Here is a 24,400-nt window from a genome sequence, read left to right on the forward strand (position 1 = left end):
TGGACGCATGCGACGCCGAAACGGTGCCATCAGGCCGATGTGATCTGCGTCACACTGCTCTCGCGGACCCGATCAAGACCGAGCGGCGACCCCGCAACCGCCGCCCGCCCCTCGTTCATGTTGATCAGGGCAAACGCCCTCAAGCCCGACTTCCCCTGACTCCTGCGCCACAACGCCCTAAACATCACAGAACGATAACGCCCGGCTTGTCGCATCTTTTCCTCTCAAAGCGGCTACCCGACTTCAAGATCGACACTGTATGTTCCTGGCTATCCCTTTACTGACGCATGGGACGCAAGAGGCGTTCCACGACAGCGCAAGGAGTTACCTTGAAGCGCATCCTCCTCCCCGCCGGTGGCGCCATTCTGGCCACTGGTCTGCTGGCCGCCGGCCTCGCCGGTGCCGCTCAGGCCGACCCGGACGTCGACGCCGCCGCTCTGGCTGCCAGCCAGCAGAAGGCTGCTGAGATCATCAACTTCTGGACCAAGTCCGACAACGCTGCCCTGCGGCAGGCCACGGCCTACTACTGGGACAACAAGGACGTCAAGAAGATCGTGCAGAAGGGCGGGTACGTCGCTGACGGCAAGCCCGGCTCCACCCCGCCGATCGGCGCCGAGAAGACCGTCACGGTCAAGTCCCAGAACGTGAACCTGCCGAAGTCCATCGGCAAGGTCTTCTTCGAGGGTCGCGACGGCAAGCTGTACTGGTGCTCCGGCACCTCCATCCAGTCGAACTACCGCAACCTGGTTGCGACGGCTGGTCACTGCGTGTACGACATCGCCGCCAACGACGAGGTCGTCTCCCGCTGGGTGTTCGTCCCGGGTTACTACCAGGGCAAGACCCCGTGGGGCATCTACGTGGGCAAGCAGGCCTTCACGCACTACGACTTCTCGAACTACGAGGACTTCGACCGCGACTACGCGTTCGTCACCGTTTACAACGGTGTCAACCTCAACTACAGCAAGGTTGAGTCGCACCAGGTCACCAAGGCCGAGTACGACAAGTTCGAGGGCAAGAAGGAAGTCAAGTCCACCGAGCTCAAGGACATCCCCGGTGGGAAGACCGCTGAGCAGCAGTACAAGGAGGGCCTGGACAAGTACGGCCCCAACGGTGGCTTCCGCGCCGAGAACGTGACCTCCAAGGAGCCGGCTGGCGGCAACTTCGAGGACTCCGTTCCCACCGTGGACGAGGTCGAGGTGACGGAGGGCCAGTACGCTGCCGCCCCCGCCGCCAACGAGAACCCCGGCCTGTGGAAGAACGGCGACAAGGGCGCCACCAAGAACACCCCGCTCACCGAGGCTCAGTACAAGCAGAAGCTTGACGAGAAGGCTCAGGGCAAGGTGCTCGGCAAGGTCTGGAAGGACAACCTGGGCGACTACTGGCTGACCCAGTACTACGTCATCCAGTGGTACAAGGTCAGCAGCGCGACCAAGTACTTCCACGACTCGTTCTTCATCTACCCGGGTGGGGACCTGTCCCTGACCGACACGGGTCGCCTCGGCGACAACGTCGGTGGCCAGGGCTTCGCGTGGAACCAGCCCACCGGTAAGTACGTCCGTACCTTCGGCTACCCCTACGCCAAGCACCCCGACGGCTCGAAGCCCTACTCCGGCGTTACGCCGAAGTGGTGCTACGGCAAGACCGGCGCGAAGGCGACCAAGGTCCCGAGCCTGAAGATCGAAGAGCACATCTCGCTGAAGTGCGCCGTCACCGGCGGCTACAACGGCGCCCCGTGGCTCCTCAAGTACAGCAACGCCAAGCGCATGGGCTACGTCAACGGCGTGACCAGCGTTCTGTACGACACGGACAACAACGACCGCTGGGACTACATGTCCTCGCCGTACTTCGACGGTGAGACCAACTCGGTCTACGCCGCCGCGGCGAACGTGTGGTCGGGCACCATCCTTCCGAAGGCCGACAGCTGATCTTCGGACGGATACCGGGCTGAGGGTCCAAACCTCCGCTCAACCTAGCTTCACCCGAAGGGCTCGGCATTTGCCGGGCCCTTCGGCCTTTTCTGGCGAAAACTGAGACGATCCCTTACCAGAGTGACAAGAGGGTCGATAGGGTTTTGACGCCCTTCTTGACAACTTCGTGGAGCCTCCCTTGAAGCGCCTGCTCATCCCCCTCGCCGCCGCCGGCTTGAGCGCCGCACTCCTTGCCCAGCCGTCCAGTGCCGCCCCTGACTGGGTCACCGACAACCTGATGCCCAAGCCCGCCGACGCGTACGGCACCGCCAAGTTCTGGCTGGGCGCGAACGGCGCGGCCCTGCGCAAGGCGACGCAGTACAACTGGGACGCCAAGAACGTCTCCAAGCTGGTCGCCACGCAGAGCAAGGACGGCGCCCCCGACGGCAAGCCCGGCCTGACCGCTCCCACCGGCACGCCGAAGCCCACGGCCAGCAAGAACGTCAACCTGCCCAAGACCATCGGCAAGGTGTTCTTCGTCGACCACGCGGGCCGCTACCGCTGGTGCTCGGCCACCTCCATCCAGGCTCGCAACCGCAACCTCGTGGCGACCGCCGGCCACTGCGTGTACGAGACCGGCAAGGACGTCTACGCCAAGTGGATCTTCGTGCCCGGCTACTACCAGGGCAAGGCTCCTTGGGGCGTCTACGTCGGCGCCTACGCCTTCACGTCCTACGACCTCGACACCTACGACGACTACGACGGCGACTTCGCCTTCGTCGCGGTCCACAACGGCTTCTCCCTGGTCGCCGAACAGGCCGAGGGCAAGCAGGTGCTGAAGTCGGAGTTCGACAAGTTCGACGGCAAGAAGGACGTCAAGTCCACCGAGCTCAAGGACATCCCCGGCGGCAAGACCGCCGAGCAGCAGTACAAGGAGGGCCTGGACAAGTACGGCCCCAACGGCGGCTTCCGCGCCGACAACGTGACCTCCAAGGACGCGGCAGGCGGCAACTTCGAGGACTCGGTCCCCACCGTGGACGAGGTCGAGGTGACCGAGGGCCAGTACAACGCCGCCCCCGCCGCCAACCAGAACCCCGCCCTGTGGAAGAACGGCGACAAGGGCGCCACCAAGAACACCCCGCTCACCGAGGCCCAGTACAAGCAGAAGCTTGACGAGAAGGCTCAGGGCAAGGTGCTCGGCAAGGTCTGGAAGGACAACCTGGGCGACTACTGGCTGACCCAGTACTACGTCGTCCAGTGGTACAAGGTCAGCAGCGCGACCAAGTACTTCCACGACGCGTACTTCATCTTCCCGGACAACGCCAAGGCCAAGGACATGGGCCGCCTCGGCGACGTCGTCGGCGGGCAGGGCTTCGCGTGGAACCAGCCGCGCGGCCAGAAGGTCACCGTCTTCGGCTACCCCGCCGCCCCCCACCCCGACGGCGACAAGCCCTACACCGGCGTGACCCCCAAGTGGTGCTCCGGCACGACCGGCACCAAGACGTACCAGGTCAACACCTTCCGGGTGGAGGAGCACCAGGTGCTCAAGTGCTCCATGACCCCCGGCGCCGACGGCGGCCCCTGGCTCATGAAGTACGACAACGGCAAGCGCACCGGTTACGTCAACGGCGTGACGAGCATGTTCCACGACCAGGACGGCAACGACCGGATCGACTTCATCAGCTCCGCCTACTTCGACGGCGAGGTGGCCGACGTCTACAACAAGGCCAACTACGCCGAGACCAAGAGCATCGTCGGCCCGAACGGCGAACTGCTCGACTAGCGACGCCGAAGCCCCGGGACCGCCGAAGAGACGGCCCGGGGCTTCTCCCGTCCCGGAAACCACCGGAACCGGTCCTGAAGCCGTCACACAGACGTGAGCTCGCGCGTACGCTCCCGCAACGCCATCACGGCCCGCTCGTTCTTGTAGGGCTCCAGCCGCCGCCGCAGGTCCGCCGCGTACGACCGCGACCGCGCCGACTGCAGCTCGCCCGCCAGCGCCAGCGCGTTGCCCGCCGCCTGGCACGCCTCCTCCAGCTCGCCGCACTCCAGCAGCCCGGCCGCCAGCAGGGACAGGTTGAACATGCGCCCCCGCACGTACCGGGTGTCCATGTCGAGGGAGCGCCGCGCCAGGCGCACCGTGCGCTCGCCCTCCCCCAGGTCACGGAAGCAGTGGGCGAACTTGGCCGACAGGTAGGCCTCGTCGAAGTAGCTGAGCCAGCGCGGCTCCTCGGTGGGCCTGCGGGCGTCGAAGGCCAGCTCGGCCTGGTGCAGGGAGGCCCCGCAGGACCTGGGGTCGCCGAGGCCCGCGTGCGCGTGGGCCTCCAGGACCTGCGCGGAGGACAGCAGGGTCTGGACGCCGGCCCGCCGGGCCGCGAGCTGGGCGGCCCTGGCCAGGTCGAGGGCGTGGGCCGGCTGGCCCATGTAGATGGCCTGGTGGGCCATGCCGGCCAGGATCTCGCCGCCCAGGGTGTGGTCGTCGGCGCCCCTGGCCAGGCGGAGGGCCTGGATGAGGTAGCGCTGGGCCAGGCCGTGCTGCTCCATGTCGTAGGCCATCCAGCCGGCCAGGCGGGTCAGCTCGGCGGCCGCGGCGGCCAGCTGCTTGCCGGTGGACTCCCCGTAGCTGCCGTCCTTGAGCAGGGGGGAGACGGCGGTGTCGAGGTACTTCACGACGGACGAGCGGACCCGGCCGCTGCCGAAGCGGTTGTCGAGCTCGCCGAAGGACCGGGTCACCTCGTGGATCGCGGCGATGTCGGCCCTGCCCACCCGGCGCGCCCCGGTGCCGCTGGGACGCCCTTCTGGAGGCGCCGTCAGCCAGCGTATGGCTCCGACGGATCCTGCTCCGATCGCGAAGGTGGAGTCGATCAGAAACCTCCGTCTCTCCACGTCGGCCCGCCACAACGCCGTCACGGTCGCGACCCCCTCCTGCCACGTGTGGGTGAACTCCTGACCGAGATCGAGGGGCGTGATGTTGGTCGGCATGCCCAGGTCCTCCGAGCTCACCGGGCGGCCGAGCCGCAGCGCGAATATCTCCGTGAGCAGGCACGGGACGGGATCCCGTGGCTTCTGACCCCCGATCCACCGCAGCACAGAGCTGTGGTCGTACTTCAGACCCGGGGTGCCGCGCGCGGCTCCCAGGTCGTTGAGGCGCCTGGCCAGTCCCTTGTGGGAGAAACCCGCCTCGGCGATGAGCTGCTGGAGCAGTCGGTTAGGCTCGCGTTCCATCGCTCTCCTCGTCACAGGAGTCGGCGCCCACATCCTTACAGAGAGCTATTTTTATAGCACGTTGCGTAAAGGCTTTTCGGCAGTTCCCAAAGGTCACGCGAACTCCATCGCAATCCCTTCGCCAGTCCTGCTCGGGATCAGGATCTGGATCCGGCTCACCTGGACGGGGAACTCACCTACCCATGCCGCGGGCGGGAAACCGCAATGCCTGCTGACCTGGGCGGAAGCGGGAGAACGAGCGAGCGGGGGCCGATCGGCCCCCGCTCGTGACGGTGGATCAGGCGCGCGCGACGCCGTCGGCGCGGGCCTGGGCGGCCACGGCGGCGGTCACCGCGGGGGCCACCCGCCGGTCGAACGGGCTCGGGATGACGTACGTGGCCGACAGGTCGTCGCCGACGACGGCGGCCAGCGCCTCGGCGGCGGCCACCTTCATGTTCTCGGTGATCGTCGTGGCCCGCACGTCGAGGGCGCCGCGGAAGACCCCCGGGAATGCCAGGACGTTGTTGATCTGGTTGGGAAAGTCGGAGCGCCCGGTGGCGACCACCCTGGCGTGCCTGGCGGCCACCTCGGGATGGACCTCCGGGGTCGGGTTGGACAGCGCGAAGACGATGGCGTCGGGCGCCATGGACGCGATGGCCGCCTCGGAGACGGTCGAGCCGGACAGCCCGAGGAAGACGTCGGCGCCGGCCAGGGCCTCCTCGGTGGAGCCGGTGTGGCCGGCCCGGTTGGTCTCGCGGGCCAGGGCCTCCTTGACCGGGTTGAGCCCTTCGCGGCCCTCGTAGATCATGCCCTTGGAGTCGGCGACCGCGATGTCGCCGATGCCGGCGCCCAGCAGGATGCGGGTGACGGCGACGCCGGACGCGCCCGCGCCGGCCACGACCGCGCGCAGGTCGCCGAGCGCGCGGCCGGTCAGGCGGGCGGCGTTGCGCAGGGCGGCCAGGGCGACGATGGCGGTGCCGTGCTGGTCGTCGTGGAAGACCGGGATGTCGAGCAGGTCGCGCAGCCGGTCCTCGACCTCGAAGCAGCGCGGGGCGCTGATGTCCTCCAGGTTGACGCCGCCGAACGACGGCGCGAGGCGCACGACGGTCTCGACCAGCGCGTCGACGTCGGTGCAGTCGAGGCAGATCGGCACGGCGTCGACGTTGCCGAACTCCTTGAACAGCAGCGCCTTGCCCTCCATGACCGGCATGGCGGCCGACGGCCCGATGTCGCCCAGGCCGAGCACGGCGGTGCCGTCGGTGACGACGGCGACCACGTTGGAGACCCAGGTGTAGTCGTTGACCAGCGAGGGCGTCTCGGCGATGGCGGTGCAGACCCGGGCGACGCCGGGCGTGTAGGCGAGCGACAGGTCGTCGGCGTCGCGGACGGGAATGGTCGAGCGGACCTCCAGCTTGCCCCCGCGGTGGAGCGCGAAGGCCGGATCGAGGTCGAGCGGTTCGACGGAAGCAGAAGCGGGCGTGGCAGACACAGCGACCCCTGTATTCATCGGAGCGGAAGAGACCTTCGGCGTACGAGCGCGAGTGGGCTGGCTTCGGTAGCTGCCAAGCTCCCCCTCGTCGGTCGTCTCTGAGGGGTTACGGGGGTCACCCGTCTCCCCATAGTGCCACATGGTGAGATGGTCGATGGTGTCGGAGCCGACGCCGTTCCGTTGACGCATCGTTAAACGCGGGATGACGGACCGCAGCTAAACCCCATTTAAACTGCACAAAACGCAAGTTACGTGGCATAACTCTTTCGAGGAGGCCGTACATGGCCCTCAGCCCCAAGGGCCGCCGTGGCTACGCTGTCGGCGCGCTCGCCCTGACCGCCGCTCTCGCCCTCAGCGCCTGTGGCAGCGACACCGGAGGCTCCTCCGGCAGCACGACCGGCGCGAGCGCCTCCGCGGCCGGCGGCGTGAAGCTCGTCCAGCCCGGCAAGCTCACGGTCTGCACGAACATCCCGTACGAGCCGTTCCAGTTCAAGGACGACAGCGGCAAGATCGTCGGGTTCGACGTGGACATCGTCGACCTCGCCGCGAAGAAACTCGGCGTGACCCAGAACATCGTGGACATCGACTTCGCGGTGATCAAGAGTGGCGCCGCCATGGCCGCGGGCAAGTGCGACGTGGCCGCCGCCGGTATGACGATCACCGACGAGCGCAAGCAGAACATCGACTTCTCCGAGCCCTACTTCGATGCCACCCAGGCGCTGCTGGCCAAGAAGGGCTCGGGCGCCAAGTCCCTTGAGGACGTCAAGGCCAAGAACCTCAAGCTGGGCGCGCAGGCCAGCACGACCGGCCTCGACTACGTCAAGAAGCAGGGCCTCAACCCCACCGAGTACGCCGACTCGGCCAAGGAGCTGCTGGCCCTGCAGGCCGGGCAGGCCGACGTGATCGTCCAGGACCTTCCCGTGGTGCTGACCTGGCTGAAGAAGCCCGAGATCGCCGAGAAGTTCGAGCTGATCGCCAGCCTGGACACCGGCGAGCAGTACGGCATCGGCCTGAAGAAGGGCGCCGACCCGACCCTGCTCAAGACGATCAACGAAGAGATCACCAAGGCCAAGCAGGACGGGAACTACGAGAAGATCTACGTGAAGTGGTTCGGCAAGAAGCCCGGCGAGCTGGGCTGATCCATGGCCGACCAGCCGAAGACCGCTGAGCCCGGCCGGGCCGGGCTCAGCCCTCGGAAGAAACAGCGGATCACGCGGGCCGTCCAGTACGTCGTGCTGGCCGCCGTGCTCGTCGCTGTCGTCCTGTACGCCGACTGGGCCAGCCTCGCCCAGAACTTCGCCAAGGTCGACGTGGCCAAGCAGGCGCTGCCCGACCTGTTCACGATCGCGCTGCGCAACACGATCATCTACACGGTGGGCGGTTTCGTCTTCGCGTTCGTGCTCGGGCTGCTGCTCGCGCTCATGCGGTTGTCGCAGGTGCGGCCGTACCGGTGGATCGCGACCGTCTACATCGAGATCTTCCGCGGCCTGCCGGCGCTGCTCATCTTCCTGATGATCACCTTCCTGCCGCTCGCGCTGCCCGGGTTCGAGGTGCCGTTCGGCACGTACGGACAGGGCATCCTGGGCCTCGGCCTGGTCGGCGCCGCCTACCAGGCGGAGGTCTTCCGGGCGGGCCTGCAGGCGGTCCCCAAGGGCCAGACGGAGGCCGCCAGGTCGCTCGGCATGTCCGCGACCCGGGCGCAGGTGACGGTGGTCATCCCGCAGGCCATCCGCATGGTGATCCCGCCGACCACCAACCAGTTCGTGTCCCTGCTCAAGGACTCCTCGCTGGTGCTGTTCCTGGGCGTCTCCGGCGAGTACGTCGAGCTGGCCAAGTTCGGCAACGACCTGGCCTCCCAGTACGCCAACGCCACGCCCATCATGGTCGCCGGCGTGACGTACCTGATCGTCACGATCCCGCTGGGCTACCTCGCGTCCCGGCTTGAGGGGCGTAAGCGGAGGAGCCAATGACGCACGCCATCGAGCTACGAGAGCTGCACAAGTACTTCGGCCAGAACGAAGTGCTCAAGGGCATCGACATGACGGTCGAGCCGGGCCAGGTGGTGTGCGTCATCGGGCCGTCCGGCTCGGGCAAGTCCACGCTGCTGCGCTGCGTGAACCTGCTGGAGGAGCCCACCAAGGGCAAGGTCTTCGTGCAGGGCGTGGAGGTGACCGACCCCGACGTGGACATCGACGCCGTACGACGCCGCATCGGGATGGTCTTCCAGCAGTTCAACCTGTTCCCGCACATGACCGCGCTGCAGAACGTCATGATCGCCCAGCAGCGCGTGCTGAAGCGCGGCAGGCGGGAGGCCGAGGTCGTGGCCCGGGAGAACCTGGAGAAGGTGGGCGTCGGCGCCAAGTGCGACTCCTACCCCACCCAGCTCTCCGGCGGTCAGCAGCAGCGGGTGGCCATCGCCAGGGCGCTGGCCATGAACCCCGACCTGATGCTGTTCGACGAGCCCACCTCGGCGCTCGACCCCGAGCTGGTCGGCGACGTGCTCACGGTCATGCGCAAGCTGGCCGAGGAGGGCATGACCATGCTCGTGGTCACCCACGAGATGGGCTTCGCCCGCCAGGTGGCCGACCGGGTGGTCTTCATGGACGGCGGCGTCGTCGTCGAGGACGGCGACCCCGCCCAGGTGATCGGCGACCCGCGGCACGAGCGCACCCGCGCGTTCCTGCACCGGGTGCTGCACCCGGAGGAGTGAGCCGTCCGGGCCCCCGGAGGTGCCGGGGGCCCGGCGACTCGTGTAATACTCCCGCATGGACCTGACCTCTTACGCAGAGTGGGCGGTCCGACTGATCAACGATCCCGCCCCTCCCCCGGAGCTGACCGCCCTGCGCGCCGAGCTGGCCGCCGTGTTCGACGTCGCGGGCGACGCGCGCGCCGTGGCCGAGCGCCTCAACGCCCTGCTCGTGCGCTATCCGGTGCACCCGCGGCTGTCGGACCACGACGGCCAGGGCTGGCACCTCCACCTGGCCGATGACTCCGCCGCCAGCGCGGTGATGGGGCTGGCGGCCGTCGTCGCCGAGGTGGGCGCCGACCGGCTGGGCCGCTGCCACGAGCCGCGCTGCGCCCGCGCCTTCCTCGACACCTCCTCCAACCGCTCCCGCCGCTACTGCTCCCCCCGCTGCGCCACGCGCGCCAACGTGGCGGCCTACCGGCGCCGCAGGAGCGCCCAGGAAGGCTGAGGGGCCTCTGAGGGGTCACCTGCGGCGCACCAGCGGCCAGTAGCGCAGCACGACGCGCCCGACGATCTCCTCGACCGGCCCGAAGTCCCAGCTGTCGCGGCGCCCGCCGGCGCGCTGGTTGTCGCTCTCCAGCCACCAGCCGCCCTCGCCGTGCCACTGGGCGCGTTTCACGATGAGCTGATCGGGGTCCCCGGGCAGCCGGGCCACGACGAGGTCACCCGGACGGACGGCGGCCCCCCGGCGGACGAGGAGCCAGTCCCCAGGGACCAGCGCCGGACGCATCGAATCGCCCTCGACACGCACTCTCATGGGCAGAGACCCCCTACTCCACAGGCGTTGGGACCCGAGTAAGGTCGGTTGTGGACCAAGCTGATTCAGCATCAAGGAAGGACTTTCTGATGCTCGCACGACTGCTACGACCCAAGCATGTCGCTTCCGCCCACTGCGACCTGCCCTGTGGGGTCTACGACCCCGCCCAGGCCCGGATCGAGGCCGAGTCGGTCAAGGCGATCATGGAGAAGTACGAGGCCAGCGACGACCCGGTCTTCCGCACCCGCGCGCTCATCATCAAGGAGCAGCGGGCCGAGCTGGTCAAGCACCACCTGTGGGTGCTCTGGACCGACTACTTCAAGCCGCCGCACCTGGAGCAGTACCCCCAGCTGCACCAGCTCTTCTGGGAGGCCACCAAGCTGGCGGGCGCCGCGGCAGCCAAGGGCACCGTCGACGGCGGCAAGGCCGACGAGCTCCTGGCCAAGATCGACGAGATCTCCAAGATCTTCTGGGAGACCAAGGCCGCCTAAACGGCATAAAAGGCTCTGTGCGGTCCAGACCGCACAGAGCCTTTTCCGTTGATGGCGAGTCTGAATCCGCCAAGGACCTCCCGGGGGCGGTAAGTTGCAGTTGGCGTCGGAAACGCGAGGAGGAACGTGACCGAGGAAACCGAGACGCGTGCGGAGGGTGTAGCGGGCATCCGCGACGTGGTGAGCATCAGGCTCCCCGCCGCGAGTGCTTACCTGTCGGTGCTGCGCACGGCCACCGCCGGCCTGGCCGCCCGGCTTGACTTCACCCTGGACGAGATCGAAGATCTGCGCATCGCGGTCGACGAGGCGTGCGCCATGTTGCTGAGCGAGGCGGTTCCGGGCACCGACCTGACCGCCGAGTTCGAGCTGACCGGCGACGTGATGAAGGTCAGCGTCGAGGTGGCCACCGTCGGCAGCTCCGCCCCCAAGCGCGACGACTTCGCCTGGATGGTGCTGACCGCCCTGGCCGACGACGTCGACGCCGTGACCGACTCCCCCGACCGCATGGCGATCGTCCTGCGTAAGCGCCGAGGCGCAGCGAGGCCGGCGTGACGGAAAGGACTGGAGCCATGGCCACCAGCGAACACGCCGTGCCCGACAGGGTTCGCGCCCGCTTGCTCTTCGCCGAGCTGGCCGAGCTGGGTCCCGAGGAACCGCGACGCCAGCGCATCAGGGACGAGCTGGTCGAGCTTCACCTTCCGCTGGTCGAATACCTGGCCCGCCGCTTCCGCAACCGCGGCGAGTGGCTCGACGACCTCACCCAGGTCGCCACGATCGGCCTGATCAAGTCGATCGACCGGTTCGATCTCAAGCGCGGGGTGGAGTTCTCCACCTACGCCACGCCCACCATCGTCGGCGAGATCAAGCGGCACTTCCGCGACAAGGGCTGGGCGGTCCGGGTGCCGCGCCGCCTGCAGGAGCTGAAGCTCTCGCTGACCAAGGCGATCAGCGACCTGTCGCAGCGCGAGGGCCGCGCGCCCACGGTCGCCGAGCTGGCCGCCTACCTCAAGATGACCGAGGAGGAGGTGCTGGAGGGCCTGGAGTCGGCCAACGCCTACTCCACGGTGTCCCTCGACGCGCCCGACTCCGGCGACGACGACGCCCCCGCGGTGTCCGACTCACTGGGCATCGTGGACGAGTCGCTGGAGGGCGTCGAGTACCGCGAGTCGCTCAAGCCGCTGCTCGAACGGCTGCCGCCGCGCGAGAAGCGCATCCTGCTGCTGCGGTTCTTCGGGAACATGACGCAGTCGCAGATCGCGACCGAGCTCGGCATCTCGCAGATGCACGTGTCCCGGTTGCTGGCCCGTACCCTCGCCCAGTTGCGCGAGGGGCTGACCGCGGAGGACTAACCGTCCCCGTAGAGCGCATGGGTGGTGGGGGGCGCGAACAGCGCCCCCAGCCCGGTCAGGGCCAGCACGACCAGCGGCACGCCGATCAGCGGCTGACCTGACTGGATGAGCGTGCCCCCGACGGGCAGCAGGAAGATCTGCGTCACCACGCCGGGCGACCTCCCCCACCGCTCCGCCCGCAGCAGGCCGCCCCAGGCGACCCAGAGCAGCCCGGCCCCGATCAGCAGCCCGAAGGCCGACTCCGCGATGGCCGTGGTGAGACTGTCAGGGGTGCTCACCACCGTCTCCACCGCGACGTAGATCCCGAGCCCGAGCGCGATGAGCCCCTCCAGGGCCACGACGACGGCGGCGACGAGCAAACTCCACGGACGCTTCGACACAGCCAAACCCTATCCGCCCCCGGGTCCGGTCCCGCCGGGGATGTTCCCCCACCCCGAGCGGTTCGGCGATCAGCGACTACGCTGGCGATATGCGCGCAATGTTGCTGGTCAATCCCAAGGCCACCACCACCAACGCCCGCACGAGGGACGTGTTGATCCGCGCGCTGGGCGCGGCCGTGGAGCTGTCGGTGGAGGAGACCGGCTATCGGGGGCACGCCGCGACGCTGGCGGCCACGGCCCGCGCCAAGGGCTTCGACGTGGTCGCGGTGCTCGGCGGCGACGGCACGATCAATGAGACCGTCAACGGCCTGCTCAACCCGGTCGACGGCCACGACGTCCCGCCGGCCGACGATCCGAGCACCGGCCGCCCCGGCCTCATCGTGATCCCCGGCGGCAGCGCGAACGTGTTCGCCCGTTCCCTCGGGCTGCCGAACGACCCCGTCGAAGCCACCGGCGCGGTCCTGGAGGCGCTGAGAGAGGGCCGGCGCCGGACCGTGGGCCTGGGCCACGCGCTCTGGGAGGGAGAGAGCCGGTACTTCACGTTCTGCGCGGGCATGGGGTACGACGCCGAGGTCGTACGGGCCGTGGAGGGCCTGCGCGGCACCGGGAGGAAGGCCACTCCCGCCCGGTATGTGAACACCGCTCTGCGGCACTATCTGGCCACGGACAAACGGCACGCTCCGATGACCCTGACGGGGCCGGGCATCCCGGCGGCCGACGGCGTGTTCATGGCGATCATCTCCAACACCTCGCCGTGGACGTACCTGGGGGCCAAGCCGGTGACGCCGACGCCGTGGGCGAGCTTCGAGACCGGGCTCGACCTGCTCGGGCTGAGGCGGATGGGGCCCGTCCAGATCGCCGGGCTGATCCGGCAGATCCTCACGGAGAGTGACGCCGTCCCGTCCGGCAAGCACCTCGTCCAGCTGCACGACGAGGCCGAGTTCACCCTCGCCGCCGACCGTCCCGTGGCCTTCCAGCTGGACGGGGACTACCTGGGCGAACGCGAATCCGTAACGTTCCGGTCTACCCCGAACGCGTTACAAGTTCTGGTCTAGCTGGTTACATTCGGTCATTGTGTGACGCATCCGACATCCATAACCGCCAAAACTTCGCCCCAACCCCCTTGCGTGCACTCTGCGTGGCTGGAAGGCTCAAGACTGACGTCGGAACGTAGGACCTTTAACAACCCCAAGGCCCTCCGGCCGTCAGGCGGACAACCCCGGTCCAACACCTGGATCCGGGTAATTGTTCGCGCGAGTTAGTGAAACTCTTCACAAAGTAGTAGCCGCACGGAGCCGACCAAAGGTTCCATCTACTAAGGAGTGGACGCATGGACTGGCGCCACCGAGCTGCCTGCCGTGACGTGGACCCCGAGCTGTTCTTCCCGATCGGCAACACCGGCCCTGCCCTGATGCAGATCGAAGAGGCCAAGCAGGTCTGCCGGTCCTGCCCGGCCGTCGACGCCTGCCTGAAGTGGGCGCTGGAGTCCGGACAGGACGCCGGCGTCTGGGGCGGTCTGAGCGAGGACGAGCGCCGCGCCCTCAAGCGCCGCACCGCCCGCGCCCGCGCCCGCGCCTCGGCCTGATCTGCCCCGCCTGATCTGCTCAGCCTGATCTGCCTCACCTGATCTACCCCGGCCTGATCCACCTCCGATCGACCCTGCCTTCCCCGCAGGATCCGCCCAGCTTGGCGTGATCGACGTTTCCGCCAAGACCCCGTCGCGTCGTGCACGCGGCGGCCAGGCTCGCACGGACCGGGCGCCGCCCTCGACGACGGTCGCCCGGCCCGGCGGACTCTTCAGGCGGACGGCAACGGGATCGACAACCCGACGTGCGTGCCGCCGCCCTCCCGCGGCTCGATCGTCAGCTTGCCCGACAGCTCCCCCTCCACCAGCGTGCGGACGATCTGCAGCCCCAGACTGGTGGACTTGTCGAGGTCGAAGTCCGCGGGAAGGCCGCGCCCGTCGTCCCAGACGGTGACGTTCAGCCGGTCGGGGGCGGGCTCGACCAGCACCTCCATCCGCTTGGGACGCCCGTGCTGCAACGCGTTCTGCAGCAGCTCGGTCAGCGCCATGGCCAGCGGCGTGGCGATGAGCGAGGGCAGCACGCCGAACGCGCCCACCCGGCGCGGCGTGACCGCCGCCTCGGCCGCCGACACCTCGCCCGCCATCGCGATCACCCGGTCGGCGATCTCGTCGAAGTCGACGAACTCCTCCGGCGCGTGCGACAGCGTCTCGTGCACGATGGCGATCGAGCCGACGCGGCGCACGGCCTCCTCCAGCGCCTCACGGCCCTCGGGCACCTGCAGGCGCCGCGCCTGGAGCCGCAGCAGCGCGGCGACCGTCTGGAGGTTGTTCTTCACGCGGTGGTGGATCTCGCGGATCGTGGCGTCCTTGGTCATCAGCTCGCGCTCGCGCCGCCGCAGCTCGGTGACGTCCCTTATGAGGACGAGCGCGCCGATGCGACCGCCGCCGACGATCAGCGGGATGGCTCTGAGCTGCACGATCGTGCCGCCCGACTCGACCTCGGTCTCCTTGGCCGCCCGCCCGCTGGCCACGATCATCAGGTCTTCGTTGATCGGCTCGTCGGAGTAGCACAGCGTCGCCGTCACCCGGCCCAGCTCGGCGCCGACCAGGTCGGCGTGCAGGCCCAGCCGCCGGTAGGCCGACAACGCGTTGGGCGAGGCGTACGTGACCCGCCCGGCCCGGTCGAGCCGCAGCAGGCCGTCGCCGACGCGCGGCGAGCGCACCAGGATCGGCTCCTCCCCCGAGAACGGGAAACGCCCCTCGGCCACCATCTGCGCCAGGTCCGACGCGCTCTGCAGGTAGGTCAGCTCCAGCCGGGACGGGGTGCGCGCCGAGGACAGGTTCGTGGAGCGCTGGATCACCCCGAGGAAGCGGCCCTCGCCGTTGTCGACCGCCCGGCGCACCGGGATCGTCTCCTCGCGCACCGGGACGCCCGTGGACCAGTCGGGATCGCCCTCGCGGCAGATGCGGCGCTCGTTCCAGGCGGTGTCGATGAGGTGGCGCTCGCCCTTGGCGGCCACGCTGCCGACGATGTCGTCGTGGTAGACAGTGGGGCCGGTGGTGGGGCGCATCTGGGCGATGGCGATCCAGCCGTTCCCACCGAGCAGCGGCGCCCACAGGATGAGGTCGGCGAAGGACAGGTCGGCCAGCAGCTGCCAGTCGGAGACCAGCGAGTGCAGCCAGTCGAGGTCCGCCTCGTCGAGTGCGGTGTGGCGGGCGACGAGGTCGCTGAGAGTCGGCACGAGTGCATCATGCGTGCTTTCGCCGCCAACAGCCAAACCGACCCCCTGATCGAATGCGCAGCTCCTGCCCGGTGAGGACGCCGCAGGCGGGCGGCACGGGTGCGTCGCCGTGCACCCGGCGCGACTTTCGGGGAATCTCGTACTGTGAGAACCGTCACACGGCGGGATCGCCCGATCCCCATGACGGGGCTTCGCGGGCATTGCCGGAGGTGATCGACACGGGCGGGTGGCTCCTCGACGACGCGGGCCTGACACCGGCCTCGGTTGCGATCGCGCACGCAGCTGTGGATATCCTTCACAATCAGTCTGAGCTGCCCGGATTCGCGCGTACTTGGCGGTGTGCGCGCTCCGTGCGGATATGCCGTCCTCCCAGGTGGTTGACCGCTCGGGCCGATATGAGTTCCGATGATCTCGCGGTGATCAGACACGCCCTCACCGCCGTGCCAGAAGTGAAGGTGAGAGCGTGACCGACGACGGCCCCCGCGTTCCCAAGTACTACGACGTGAAACGCAGTCTTCTGGAGCTCACCAAGAGCCTGCCCGCGGGCACCGCCCTGCCTCCCGAGCGCACGCTGGCCGTGCGGTTCGAGACCTCGCGCACCACCGTCCGCCAGGCGCTGACCGAGCTGGTCGTGGAGGGCAGGCTGCTGCGCATCCAGGGCAAGGGCACGTTCGTGGCCCAGCCGAAGGTGGCGCAGGTGCTCCAGCTCACCTCCTACATCGGCGACCTGCGCACGGCCGGCCTGGAGCCGGACACGAAAATCCTGGAGATCGGCTACATCACCGCGGACGAGGCCCTGGCGCGGCGGCTGGCCATCAACCCCGGCGGCCGGGTGCTGCGCATCCACCGGCTCCGGCTGGCCAACGGCGAGCCGGTCTCGATCGACACCACCCACCTGTCCGCGCGGCGCTTCCCCCGCCTGCGGCGGGAGCTGGAGGTGCACGCCTCCCTGTACGAGACGCTGCACAACGCCTACAACGTACGGCTCACGGACGCCGAGGAGATCATCGAGACCGTGCTCGCCACCCCGTACGACGCCAAGGCCCTGGGCGTGGACGTCGGCCTGCCGATGCTGCTGCTGACCCGGCACGCCTTCGACGCCGACGGCCACCCGGTGGAGTGGGCGCAGTCCCTCTACCGCGGCGACCGGTACAAGTTCGTCACGCGCCTGCGGCGTCCCTGACCGGGATGGCGGGCGGCGGCTTCTAGGCTGGGACGATGAGCGTTCTCGTCGTGTCCGGCACCGACTTCGGCGTGGGCAAGACCGTCGTGACGGCCGCCGTGGCCGCCCTGGCCAGGGAGCGGGGGGCGTCCGTCGCCGTGGTGAAGCCGGCGCAGACCGGCGGCGGGCGCGACCTCGACGAGGTGATCCGGCTCTCCGGGGTGAGCACCACCTTCGAGCTGGCGCGCTTCGGCGAGCCGCTCTCGCCGGCCGCCGCCGCGCGGGTGGCCGGGGCGCCGCCGGTGTCGCTGACGGCCGCCGCCCGGTTCGTCGAGGAGCTGGCCGAGAGCAACCGGCTGGTCGTCGTGGAGGGCACCGGCGGCCTGCTCGTGCGCTTCGACGAGGACGGCGCGACGATCGCCGACCTGGCCCGGCTGGTGGGCGCGCAGGTACTGGTCGTGGCGGGGGCCGGGATCGGGACGCTCAACCACACGGCGCTGACCCTGGAGGCGCTGGCGCACCGGGGGCTCGACCCGGCGGGCGTGGTGATCGGGCGCTGGCCGCCGGAGACCGGGATCATCGAGCGGAGCAACGTCGCCGACCTGGAGATGCTGGCCGCGCGGCCGCTGGCGGGAGTGCTGCCCGAAGGGGCCGGGCGACTCGGCCGCGAGGCGTTCGCCCGAATGGCGCGCGAGGGGCTGGGCGCCACGCTGGGCGGTTCCTTCGACCCGTCCGCCTTCAAGCGGCGGGTGGGGGTGCTCTAGCAGGCGGCCTCGGGCAGGCGGCAGACCTTGACGGTCATCCGGCGGGCCTGGTCGATCAGCCCGCGGAAGCCCTTGAGCGGCAGGCTCTCGGTGGGCCAGGCCGACTCGCCGGCGATGTAGAGGGCCGCGCCGCGCCTGACCGCGACCGCGTGCTCGCCGCTCTCGAAGAACCGGCCGCCGGCGCGCAGGCCGTCGTCGCCCACGTTCAGGGGCTTGGTGAAGTAGCGATGGCGGTTGACGCCCTTGCCCACGTCGGCGCAGCGCCTGAGGTCCGCGCGCAGGACGCGCATGGCGGCCTTGGCGTGCCGGACGCTCCGGTAGACGACGAGCTGCTCGTACTTCATCTCGTCCTCGCTGGAGTACAGGACGGCCCGCGCCATCAGCCGGCCGCCGTCCCGCCGCCGGTGCGACAGGCACGGGTCGAGCTGGAGCGGCAGCGTGGCGGAGTTCTTGACGGTGTAGGTCTCCCACTGCTTGGCGGGCGGGTGCTTCTCCAAGAACAACATGCCGTGCGGTAACCCGCCCAGGACCGTGGACGCGGCCGCCAGCGCGGCGACCCCTGCTGCGAACATCTGAACCTCCCCTTGGTCTGTTGGGGAGTGAGATGTTCGGTGCGCGGCAATTGTTCGAGGGTGGGGTTAGCTCTACCGTCCACCGGCACACCAGGCCCATTTCGTGGAGGTCTGGTGGGTCAATACCTTTGACGCATGAAAGTCCCCCGTCCCTGGTCGGCGCGTGCCTGGCTCGACACGTCCCACGTGATGATCGGGCTGCCGGTCGCCGTGGTGCTCGGCGGGCTCACGCTGCTGCTGGCCGTGGCGCCGCCGGTGCTGCGGCGCGGCGTCCCGGTGTTCACCCGGGTGCAGCGGTCCAGGTTCGCGGCCTTCCTCGACGTCCGCATCCCGCCCCCGGTGGCGCCGGCCGGCTGGCGCAGGGCGGCCACCTGGCGGCAGATCGCCTACCACCTGCTGTCGCCCTTCGTGGGTGCGGCGGCGGCCTTCCTCGTCGCGCTGGCGTGGGGCGGGGCCGTGGTGGGGCTGCTGTCGTTCGTGCCGCCGCGGGTGCAGGCGCCCCCGCTGGTGTTCCTCGTCGATCTGCGCGATCCGGTCATCGTGGGGATCTCCACGGCGACCGGCCTGGCGCTGCTGCTGCTGGCCCCGGTCCTGGCCAGGGGCATGGCGGCGCTCGACCTGTCGGTGGCGCGCACGCTGCTCGGGCCCAGCCGCACCGAGCTGGGGCAGCGCATCGAGACGCTGACCGAGAGCCGGGCCGGCGTGATCGACGCCGCCGACGCCGAGCGCCGCAGGATCGAGCGCGACCTGCACGACGGCGCCCAGCAGCGCCTGGTCTCGCTCGCCATGAACCTCGGCCTGGCCAGGGCCACCCTCACCGACCTGCCCGCGCCCGCCCGTGAGGCGATCGAGCGGGCCCACGAGGAGGCCAAGCAGGCGCTCAAGGAGCTGCGCGACTTCGTCCGCGGCCTGCATCCGGCCGTGCTCAACGACCAGGGGCTCGACGCGGCGCTGTCCGGCGTCGCGGCCCGCGCCCCTCTCCCCGTACGCCTGCGCGTCGACATCGACCGGCGCGCCTCCCCGACCATCGAGGCGGTGGCCTTCTTCATCGTGTCCGAAGCACTGACCAACATCGCCAAACACGCCGCCGCGACCAGGGCCGAGGTGACCGTCCGGCGCGAGCGCGACCGCCTGCACGTGCTCGTCCACGACGACGGCTGCGGCGGCGCCCGGCTGGACGGCGGCACCGGCCTGCGCGGCCTGGCCCAGCGCATCGACTCCGTGGACGGCACGCTGCGCCTGTCCAGCCCGTTCGGCGGGCCGACCACGATCGAGGTGGAGCTGCCGTGCGAGTAGTGCTGGCCGAGGACTCCGTCCTGCTGCGCGAGGGGCTGATCAGGCTGCTCGACGCGTCCGGCATGCGGGTGGTGGCGGCCGTGGACGAGGCCGAGGGCCTGCTGCGGGCCGTCGAGGAGCACCGGCCGGAGCTGGTGATCACCGACGTCCGGATGCCGCCCACGCACACCGACGAGGGGCTGCGCGCGGCTCTCGTGCTGCGCCGCCAGCATCCCGGCCTGGCCGTGCTGGTGCTGTCCCAGTACGTCGAGGAACGTTACGCCGCCCGCCTGCTGTCCACGGCGGCCGGCGGCGTCGGCTACCTGCTCAAGGATCGGGTGGCCGACGTGGCCGAGTTCATCGACGCCCTGCGCCGGGTCGCCGGCGGCGGCACCGCCCTCGACCCCGAGGTCGTCGCCCAGCTCCTGCTGCGCGGCGACAGCGACCCGCTGGAACGGCTGACACCCCGCGAGCACGAGGTGCTCAAGCTCATGGCCGAGGGCCGCTCGAACGCCGGCATCGGCCAGGCCCTCGTGCTCAGTGAGGGGGCCGTGGGCAAGCACATCGGCAACATCTTCACCAAGCTCGACCTGTCCCCCGCGGAGGGCGATCACCGCCGGGTCCTCGCCGTCCTGCAGTTCCTCAAGATCAGGAGCATGCCGTGAGGGCCATCTGGCTGACGGCGGGAACCGCGGCGACGGTGACCGCCCTGCTGCTGTCCGTCCTGCTGGTCTGGAACGGGTTCGCCCGCGCCACCGCGCCGCAGGAGACGCGGGCCAGGACGGTCCCGTTCGCGCTGGACACGCTGAAGGTCACCACGGGCAGCGGCGAGGTGAACGTCGAGATCGTGCCGGGACCCGCGGGAGAGCTGACGATCTCCCGGTCCGTGAACTGGACCTCGATCGACCGGCCGGTGATCACCGAGGACTGGAACGGCGACACCCTGCGGCTGGACATCCGGTGCGGCACCGCACCCCGTCCGGACGGTCCGGTGTGCCGGGCGGACTACACGCTGCTGGTGCCCTTCGAGACCGGGGTCGAGGCCCGGACGACCGTCGGCGACCTCGGGGTCCACAGCGTGGTCGGCGCCGTGCGGCTGACGACCGTGTCGGGGAACGTGCGGGCCGAGGGGGTCACCGGCGAGGTCTGGGCCAGGTCCGGTTCCGGGTCCGTCTTCGGCGACGCGATGCTCGGCAGCCAGGCCGACGTCGAGACCGGCTCGGGCGACGTACGGCTCGACTTCGCCAACCCGCCGCTCACGGTCAGGGCCGTCGCGCGGGCCACCGGCGACGTCGACCTGCGGCTGCCGCCGGAGACCTACGACGTGACGACCGAGGGCCGCCGCACCGAGGTGGAGGTCGACGCGGTGAAGGGCGCGCCGCGGAAGATCGAGGCGCGGGCGCCGCTGGGCTCGGTACGCGTCTGCTGCGGACAGGGCTAGGACGCGGCCGGACGCAACTCTTGAGATCTGTTTACTCTTATCACTGGTTGGTAAGTTCCCGGCATGGAGTCTGCGAAGCACGCCGGTGACGTCGCCGTCGCCGTGTCCAAGGCCTACGGCGTCGAGACCATGTTCACCCTCTCGGGAGGCCACGTCTTCCCGCTGTACGACGGCGCGGTCCACGAGGGCATGCGCATCCTCGACGTGCGCCACGAACAGAGCGCGGTCTTCGCCGCCGAGGCGACGGCCCGGCTGACCAGGAAGCCCGGCCTGGCCGTGCTGACCGCCGGGCCCGGCATCACCAACGGCGTCAGCGGCATCGCGACCGCGCACTTCAACGGCTCGCCGGTGGTCGTCATGGGCGGCCGCGCGCCGCAGTCGCGCTGGGGCAGCGGCGCCCTCCAGGAGATGGACCACCCGCCGCTGCTCGGCCCGATCACCAAGCTGTCGTTCACCGCCTCCGGCGCCGACTCGATCGGCCAGGACGTCGAGTCGGCCTTCCGCACCGCCGTCGCGCCCCAGCGCGGCCCGGTCTTCCTCGACTTCTACATGGACCACCTGTTCGCCCCCTCGCCCGCCCACGAGGTGCACACGCAGTCGCCCTCGCCGCTGGAGCCCGACCCCGCCGACCTGGCCGCCATCGCCCGGCTGCTGTCCGAGGCCGAGCGCCCGGTGCTGGTCTACGGCTCCGACGTGTGGATGGACCGGGCCGAGGAGGCCGCGCGCGACTTCGCCGAGACCTGGCGGCTGCCGGTCATCCCCAACGGCCAGGGCCGCGGCATCCTGCCCGCCGGGCACGAGCTGCTCGTCACCCGCGCCCGCAGCGTGGCCTTCTCCCAGGCCGACCTGGTCATCGTGATCGGCGCCCCGCTCGACTTCCGGCTCGGCTACGGCTCGTTCGGCGGCAAGGACGGCGCGCCCCTGGCCCGCGTCGTGCACATCGCCGACGCGCCCTCGCAGCTCGCCACCCACATGCAGCCCGCCGCCAAGGCCGCGGGCGACCTGTCGGTGGTGTTGTGGAGCCTCGGCGCGGCCTGCGGCGACGCGGGCGTCAAGCCCAGCTCGTACGCCTCCTGGGCGTCCACGCTGTCCGAGGCCGCCGCCGCGGCGATCGAGGACGACGCCGAGCTGCTGGCCGCCGACACCGACCCGATCCACCCCATGCGCATCTACGGCGAGCTGGCCAAGGTCCTGGCCGACGACGCCGTGGTGATCGGCGACGGCGGCGACTTCGTCTCCTACGCCGGCAAGTACGTCGAGCCGAAGCAGCCGGGCAACTGGCTCGACCCCGGCCCGTACGGATGCCTCGGCACCGGGCTCGGCTACTCCATCGCCGCCCGCCTGGCCCGCCCGTCCTCGCAGGTCGTGCTCCTGCTCGGCGACGGCGCCGCCGGCTTCTCCCTGATGGACGTCGACACCCTCGTCCGCCACCGGCTGCCGGTCGTCATGATCTGCGGCAACAACGGCATGTGGGGCCTGGAGAAGCACCCCATGCGGTTCCTGTACGGCTACGACGTGGCCGCCGACCTCCAGCCGCAGTGCCGCTACGACCAGGTCGTGACGGCGCTGGGCGGCGGCGGCGAGCTGGTCACCAAGCCGTCGGAGATCGGGCCGGCGCTGCGCAGGGCGTTCGACTCCGGCATCCCGTACATGGTGAACATCGCCACCGACCCGCAGATCGCCTATCCCCGCAACACCACGGGGATCTGACCCCCTACGACTTCGGCGTCGCCGTGGGGGACGGCGACGGCGACGGCGTCGTGCAGATGCCGTCGATGACGTAGAGCGTGACCACCTTCGTCTCCGGGACCACCGTGCCGCCGGCCGGCACCGTCTTGGTGATCCTGCGGCAGGCGGGGTCGTCGGTGGTCACGGACGAGTCGCGGACGCGCACCTGCAGCCCCGCCGCCTCGACCATCTCCTGCCCCTTGAGGAAGGGCTGCCCGGCGACCTTGGGCACCGTGATGTTCTTGACCGTCGGCGTCGGCGTGCTCGACGGCGACTTGGTCGGCTCCTTCGTGGTGGTCGGGGTGGTGGTGGGCGTGGTCGTCGGCTCCTCGGTCTCCGTCGGCTCCTCGGTCTCGACGCGCGTGGGCGGCTTGGTGGTGGGCGTCGTGGGCGGCTTCGTGGGGGTCCGCGTTGACTTGGGTGGCTTCGTGGGGCCGGTCTTCGTCGGGCCGGGGATGTCGTCGCTGTTGCCGTCGTGGGTAGCCGTGACGGTCGGCGTCGGCGCGCCGGGCACCATGCCCGTCAGCGCGACCGCCCCCGCCCCCACGCCGAGCACCACCGCGACCGCGAGGCCGACGACCAGGCCGGTCCTGCGCGGCGCCTTGGCGGCGCGGCGGCCGCCCGGCCGGCGCTCGCCGACGGCGGCGGTGGTCTCCTCCGACGACGCGGGCAGGTGCGCCCCGGTCTGGAACCCGCCGGCTCCGGCCGGCGGCTGTCCTCCCGGGTAGGCGGGCGGCTGGCCCGGCTGGTGGGCGCCCGTCGGCTGCGAGTGACCTGCCTGGTAGGCGCCCGTCGGCTGCGAGTGGCCCGCCTGGTAGGCGCCGGTCTGGTACGACTCGGGCGGCGCGGCCATCGTGGCGCCCGTGGCCGGCGGCGCGATCTCGGCCACCGGCGTGATCGCCTGGCCCTGACCGGCCGCGCGGGCCGCCTCGCTCATGGCCTTCGCCGTCGGGAAACGCCGGGCGGGGTCCTTCGACAGCGCCACCTCCACCAGCGTCCGGATCTGCGGCGGGATGTCGGCGGGCAGCGGCGGCGGGGCCTCGCGGATGTGCTTGAGCGCGATCGTGACCGCGCTGTCACCGTCGAACGGCCGCTGTCCCACCAGGCATTCGTAGGCGACCACGCCGAGCGCGTAGATGTCCACGGCCGGGGTGACGGGCGCGCCCTCGGCCTGCTCGGGCGCGCAGTAGGCGGCCGTGCCGAGCACCATGCCGGCGTCGGTCAGCCGGTTGGCCAGGTCGGAACGGGCGATGCCGAAGTCGGTGAGCACCAGCGTGCCGTCGCGCTGGACGAGCAGGTTGCCCGGTTTCACGTCGCGATGCACGATTCCCTGGTCGTGCACCGCCTGCAGGGCCGAGGCGGCCTGCGCGATGAGCTCCATGGCCGCCTGTGGCGGGATCCGGCCGAGCCGGGCCAGCAGCCGGTCGAGCGGCTCCCCGTCCACGAACTTCATCACGAGGTAGACGGTGTCGCCGCTCACCCCGTAGTCGTAGACGTCGACCACGCCGGAATGGTTGATCGTGGCCATCGCCCTGGCTTCCCCCTGGAACCTGGCGACGAACCCCCGATCATCCATGCGGCCTGGGAGCAGCACTTTGACGGCGACGGTGCGGGCGAGCACGATGTCCTCGCCTCGCCACACCTCGCCCATGCCGCCGGCGCCGATGCGGGTATCCAGTCGATACCGCCCCGCCAGCGTCGTGCCTTGGGCCACCATGACTCCCCCGCTACCCCCCTACATCGGTAACCTCGCCCACCCCGCGGTTCTCCAACAAAGCGAACTTTTGTCGCGGTGAGGTAACACAGTGGTCACGGAAACTCCGAGAGTGTACCTGTCTCAGGAGCCCCATATGCCACTCATATGCCGC

Annotated in this window: 24 protein-coding genes; 17 read left to right on the forward strand and 7 right to left on the reverse strand. The window is 70.0% G+C overall.

Features of this window, described 5'->3' with window-relative positions; translation table 11 throughout:
- Positions 1 to 329: 329 nt before the first annotated feature.
- Both ACWEJ6_RS02370 and ACWEJ6_RS02375 read left to right on the forward strand, forming a co-directional pair.
- Positions 330 to 1,925 (forward strand): trypsin-like serine peptidase, encoded by a 1,596-nt coding sequence (locus ACWEJ6_RS02370; RefSeq protein ID WP_397164406.1) that lies wholly within the window; start codon positions 330 to 332, stop codon positions 1,923 to 1,925.
- Between the two features lie 181 nt (positions 1,926 to 2,106).
- Positions 2,107 to 3,690 (forward strand): trypsin-like serine peptidase, encoded by a 1,584-nt coding sequence (locus ACWEJ6_RS02375; RefSeq protein ID WP_452420682.1) that lies wholly within the window; start codon positions 2,107 to 2,109, stop codon positions 3,688 to 3,690.
- 83 nt (positions 3,691 to 3,773) lie between these two features.
- On the opposite strand, the gene ACWEJ6_RS02380 is transcribed toward ACWEJ6_RS02375, so the two are convergent.
- Positions 3,774 to 5,132 carry a hypothetical protein gene (locus ACWEJ6_RS02380; RefSeq protein WP_358288963.1) on the reverse strand — a complete coding sequence of 453 codons (1,359 nt, stop codon included), beginning with the start codon at positions 5,130 to 5,132 and terminating at the stop codon, positions 3,774 to 3,776.
- Positions 5,133 to 5,409: 277 nt separating this feature from the next.
- The gene (locus ACWEJ6_RS02385) at positions 5,410 to 6,618 is read right to left on the reverse strand and encodes an NAD(P)-dependent malic enzyme (protein ID WP_352352337.1); all 1,209 of its coding nucleotides are present in this window, start codon (positions 6,616 to 6,618) and stop codon (positions 5,410 to 5,412) included.
- Between the two features lie 263 nt (positions 6,619 to 6,881).
- Between ACWEJ6_RS02385 and ACWEJ6_RS02390 the strand changes: the two genes are divergently transcribed.
- From ACWEJ6_RS02390 to ACWEJ6_RS02405, 4 genes are read left to right on the forward strand one after another with little or no spacing between them, the layout of a single operon-like run.
- A complete protein-coding gene (locus ACWEJ6_RS02390) occupies positions 6,882 to 7,739 on the forward strand; it encodes an ABC transporter substrate-binding protein (protein WP_397164402.1) in 858 nt (285 codons plus the stop codon).
- Between the two features lie 3 nt (positions 7,740 to 7,742).
- Positions 7,743 to 8,570 (forward strand): amino acid ABC transporter permease, encoded by an 828-nt coding sequence (locus ACWEJ6_RS02395; protein WP_358288969.1) that lies wholly within the window; start codon positions 7,743 to 7,745, stop codon positions 8,568 to 8,570.
- Complete coding sequence (locus tag ACWEJ6_RS02400; protein WP_352352340.1) at positions 8,567 to 9,310, forward strand: amino acid ABC transporter ATP-binding protein; 744 nt, start codon at positions 8,567 to 8,569, stop codon at positions 9,308 to 9,310. The genes ACWEJ6_RS02395 and ACWEJ6_RS02400 overlap by 4 nt, the downstream gene beginning before the upstream one ends.
- Positions 9,311 to 9,365: 55 nt before the next feature.
- Positions 9,366 to 9,794 carry a CGNR zinc finger domain-containing protein gene (locus tag ACWEJ6_RS02405; RefSeq protein ID WP_452420686.1) on the forward strand — a complete coding sequence of 143 codons (429 nt, stop codon included), beginning with the start codon at positions 9,366 to 9,368 and terminating at the stop codon, positions 9,792 to 9,794.
- Between the two features lie 15 nt (positions 9,795 to 9,809).
- Here ACWEJ6_RS02405 and ACWEJ6_RS02410 read toward each other — a convergent pair whose 3' ends face one another.
- Positions 9,810 to 10,103, reverse strand: coding sequence for a S24 family peptidase (locus ACWEJ6_RS02410; protein WP_387671253.1), 294 nt, complete (start codon positions 10,101 to 10,103; stop codon positions 9,810 to 9,812).
- An 89-nt stretch (positions 10,104 to 10,192) separates the two neighbouring features.
- Between ACWEJ6_RS02410 and sodN the strand changes: the two genes are divergently transcribed.
- From sodN to ACWEJ6_RS02425, 3 genes are all read left to right on the forward strand, one after another.
- Positions 10,193 to 10,594 carry a superoxide dismutase, Ni gene (sodN, locus tag ACWEJ6_RS02415; RefSeq protein ID WP_352331376.1) on the forward strand — a complete coding sequence of 134 codons (402 nt, stop codon included), beginning with the start codon at positions 10,193 to 10,195 and terminating at the stop codon, positions 10,592 to 10,594.
- 126 nt (positions 10,595 to 10,720) lie between these two features.
- Positions 10,721 to 11,146 carry an ATP-binding protein gene (locus ACWEJ6_RS02420; protein WP_352352342.1) on the forward strand — a complete coding sequence of 142 codons (426 nt, stop codon included), beginning with the start codon at positions 10,721 to 10,723 and terminating at the stop codon, positions 11,144 to 11,146.
- A 17-nt stretch (positions 11,147 to 11,163) separates the two neighbouring features.
- Positions 11,164 to 11,943: an RNA polymerase sigma factor SigF gene (locus tag ACWEJ6_RS02425; protein ID WP_352352343.1), complete on the forward strand. Its 780-nt coding sequence runs from the start codon at positions 11,164 to 11,166 to the stop codon at positions 11,941 to 11,943.
- Here the strand turns inward: ACWEJ6_RS02425 and ACWEJ6_RS02430 are convergent.
- Entirely contained in the window at positions 11,940 to 12,323 is a 384-nt protein-coding gene (locus ACWEJ6_RS02430) for a hypothetical protein (protein ID WP_452420689.1), read from the reverse strand. The two genes, ACWEJ6_RS02425 and ACWEJ6_RS02430, sit on opposite strands and share 4 nt — an antisense overlap.
- Positions 12,324 to 12,412: 89 nt before the next feature.
- On the opposite strand from ACWEJ6_RS02430, the gene ACWEJ6_RS02435 reads away from it, so the two are divergent.
- Together ACWEJ6_RS02435 and ACWEJ6_RS02440 are read left to right on the forward strand one after the other, a co-directional pair.
- The gene (locus ACWEJ6_RS02435) at positions 12,413 to 13,378 is read left to right on the forward strand and encodes a diacylglycerol/lipid kinase family protein (RefSeq protein WP_452420691.1); all 966 of its coding nucleotides are present in this window, start codon (positions 12,413 to 12,415) and stop codon (positions 13,376 to 13,378) included.
- A 275-nt stretch (positions 13,379 to 13,653) separates the two neighbouring features.
- Positions 13,654 to 13,908 (forward strand): WhiB family transcriptional regulator, encoded by a 255-nt coding sequence (locus ACWEJ6_RS02440; protein WP_113705541.1) that lies wholly within the window; start codon positions 13,654 to 13,656, stop codon positions 13,906 to 13,908.
- Between the two features lie 212 nt (positions 13,909 to 14,120).
- Here ACWEJ6_RS02440 and ACWEJ6_RS02445 read toward each other — a convergent pair whose 3' ends face one another.
- Positions 14,121 to 15,590, reverse strand: coding sequence for a histidine kinase N-terminal domain-containing protein (locus ACWEJ6_RS02445; RefSeq protein ID WP_387671259.1), 1,470 nt, complete (start codon positions 15,588 to 15,590; stop codon positions 14,121 to 14,123).
- A gap of 463 nt (positions 15,591 to 16,053) precedes the next feature.
- Between ACWEJ6_RS02445 and ACWEJ6_RS02450 the strand changes: the two genes are divergently transcribed.
- Together ACWEJ6_RS02450 and bioD are read left to right on the forward strand one after the other, a co-directional pair.
- Positions 16,054 to 16,773, forward strand: a complete 720-nt coding sequence (locus ACWEJ6_RS02450; protein ID WP_125648113.1) for a GntR family transcriptional regulator — start codon at positions 16,054 to 16,056, stop codon at positions 16,771 to 16,773.
- A gap of 35 nt (positions 16,774 to 16,808) precedes the next feature.
- Positions 16,809 to 17,516 carry a dethiobiotin synthase gene (gene bioD / locus ACWEJ6_RS02455; protein WP_452420694.1) on the forward strand — a complete coding sequence of 236 codons (708 nt, stop codon included), beginning with the start codon at positions 16,809 to 16,811 and terminating at the stop codon, positions 17,514 to 17,516.
- On the opposite strand, the gene ACWEJ6_RS02460 is transcribed toward bioD, so the two are convergent.
- Positions 17,513 to 18,088, reverse strand: coding sequence for a hypothetical protein (locus ACWEJ6_RS02460; RefSeq protein ID WP_452420696.1), 576 nt, complete (start codon positions 18,086 to 18,088; stop codon positions 17,513 to 17,515). The two genes, bioD and ACWEJ6_RS02460, sit on opposite strands and share 4 nt — an antisense overlap.
- 135 nt (positions 18,089 to 18,223) lie before the next feature.
- Here ACWEJ6_RS02460 and ACWEJ6_RS02465 point away from each other — a divergent pair, with 135 nt between their 5' ends.
- The 4 genes from ACWEJ6_RS02465 to ACWEJ6_RS02480 all read left to right on the forward strand — a co-directional run bounded on the left by ACWEJ6_RS02465 (position 18,224) and on the right by ACWEJ6_RS02480 (position 22,514).
- Positions 18,224 to 19,384, forward strand: a complete 1,161-nt coding sequence (locus ACWEJ6_RS02465) for a histidine kinase (protein ID WP_452420698.1) — start codon at positions 18,224 to 18,226, stop codon at positions 19,382 to 19,384.
- Positions 19,375 to 20,028 (forward strand): response regulator transcription factor, encoded by a 654-nt coding sequence (locus tag ACWEJ6_RS02470; RefSeq protein ID WP_352366075.1) that lies wholly within the window; start codon positions 19,375 to 19,377, stop codon positions 20,026 to 20,028. The genes ACWEJ6_RS02465 and ACWEJ6_RS02470 overlap by 10 nt, the downstream gene beginning before the upstream one ends.
- Positions 20,025 to 20,804 carry a DUF4097 family beta strand repeat-containing protein gene (locus ACWEJ6_RS02475; protein ID WP_452420700.1) on the forward strand — a complete coding sequence of 260 codons (780 nt, stop codon included), beginning with the start codon at positions 20,025 to 20,027 and terminating at the stop codon, positions 20,802 to 20,804. The genes ACWEJ6_RS02470 and ACWEJ6_RS02475 overlap by 4 nt, the downstream gene beginning before the upstream one ends.
- Before the next feature lie 63 nt (positions 20,805 to 20,867).
- On the forward strand, positions 20,868 to 22,514 hold the full coding sequence (locus ACWEJ6_RS02480; RefSeq protein ID WP_452420702.1) for an acetolactate synthase: 1,647 nt from the start codon (positions 20,868 to 20,870) through the stop codon (positions 22,512 to 22,514).
- 4 nt (positions 22,515 to 22,518) lie between these two features.
- Here ACWEJ6_RS02480 and ACWEJ6_RS02485 read toward each other — a convergent pair whose 3' ends face one another.
- Positions 22,519 to 24,249 (reverse strand): serine/threonine protein kinase, encoded by a 1,731-nt coding sequence (locus ACWEJ6_RS02485; RefSeq protein ID WP_452420704.1) that lies wholly within the window; start codon positions 24,247 to 24,249, stop codon positions 22,519 to 22,521.
- Between the last annotated feature and the right edge of the window lie 151 nt (positions 24,250 to 24,400).

The sequence above is a fragment of the Nonomuraea sp. NPDC004702 genome, from assembly GCF_053601695.1.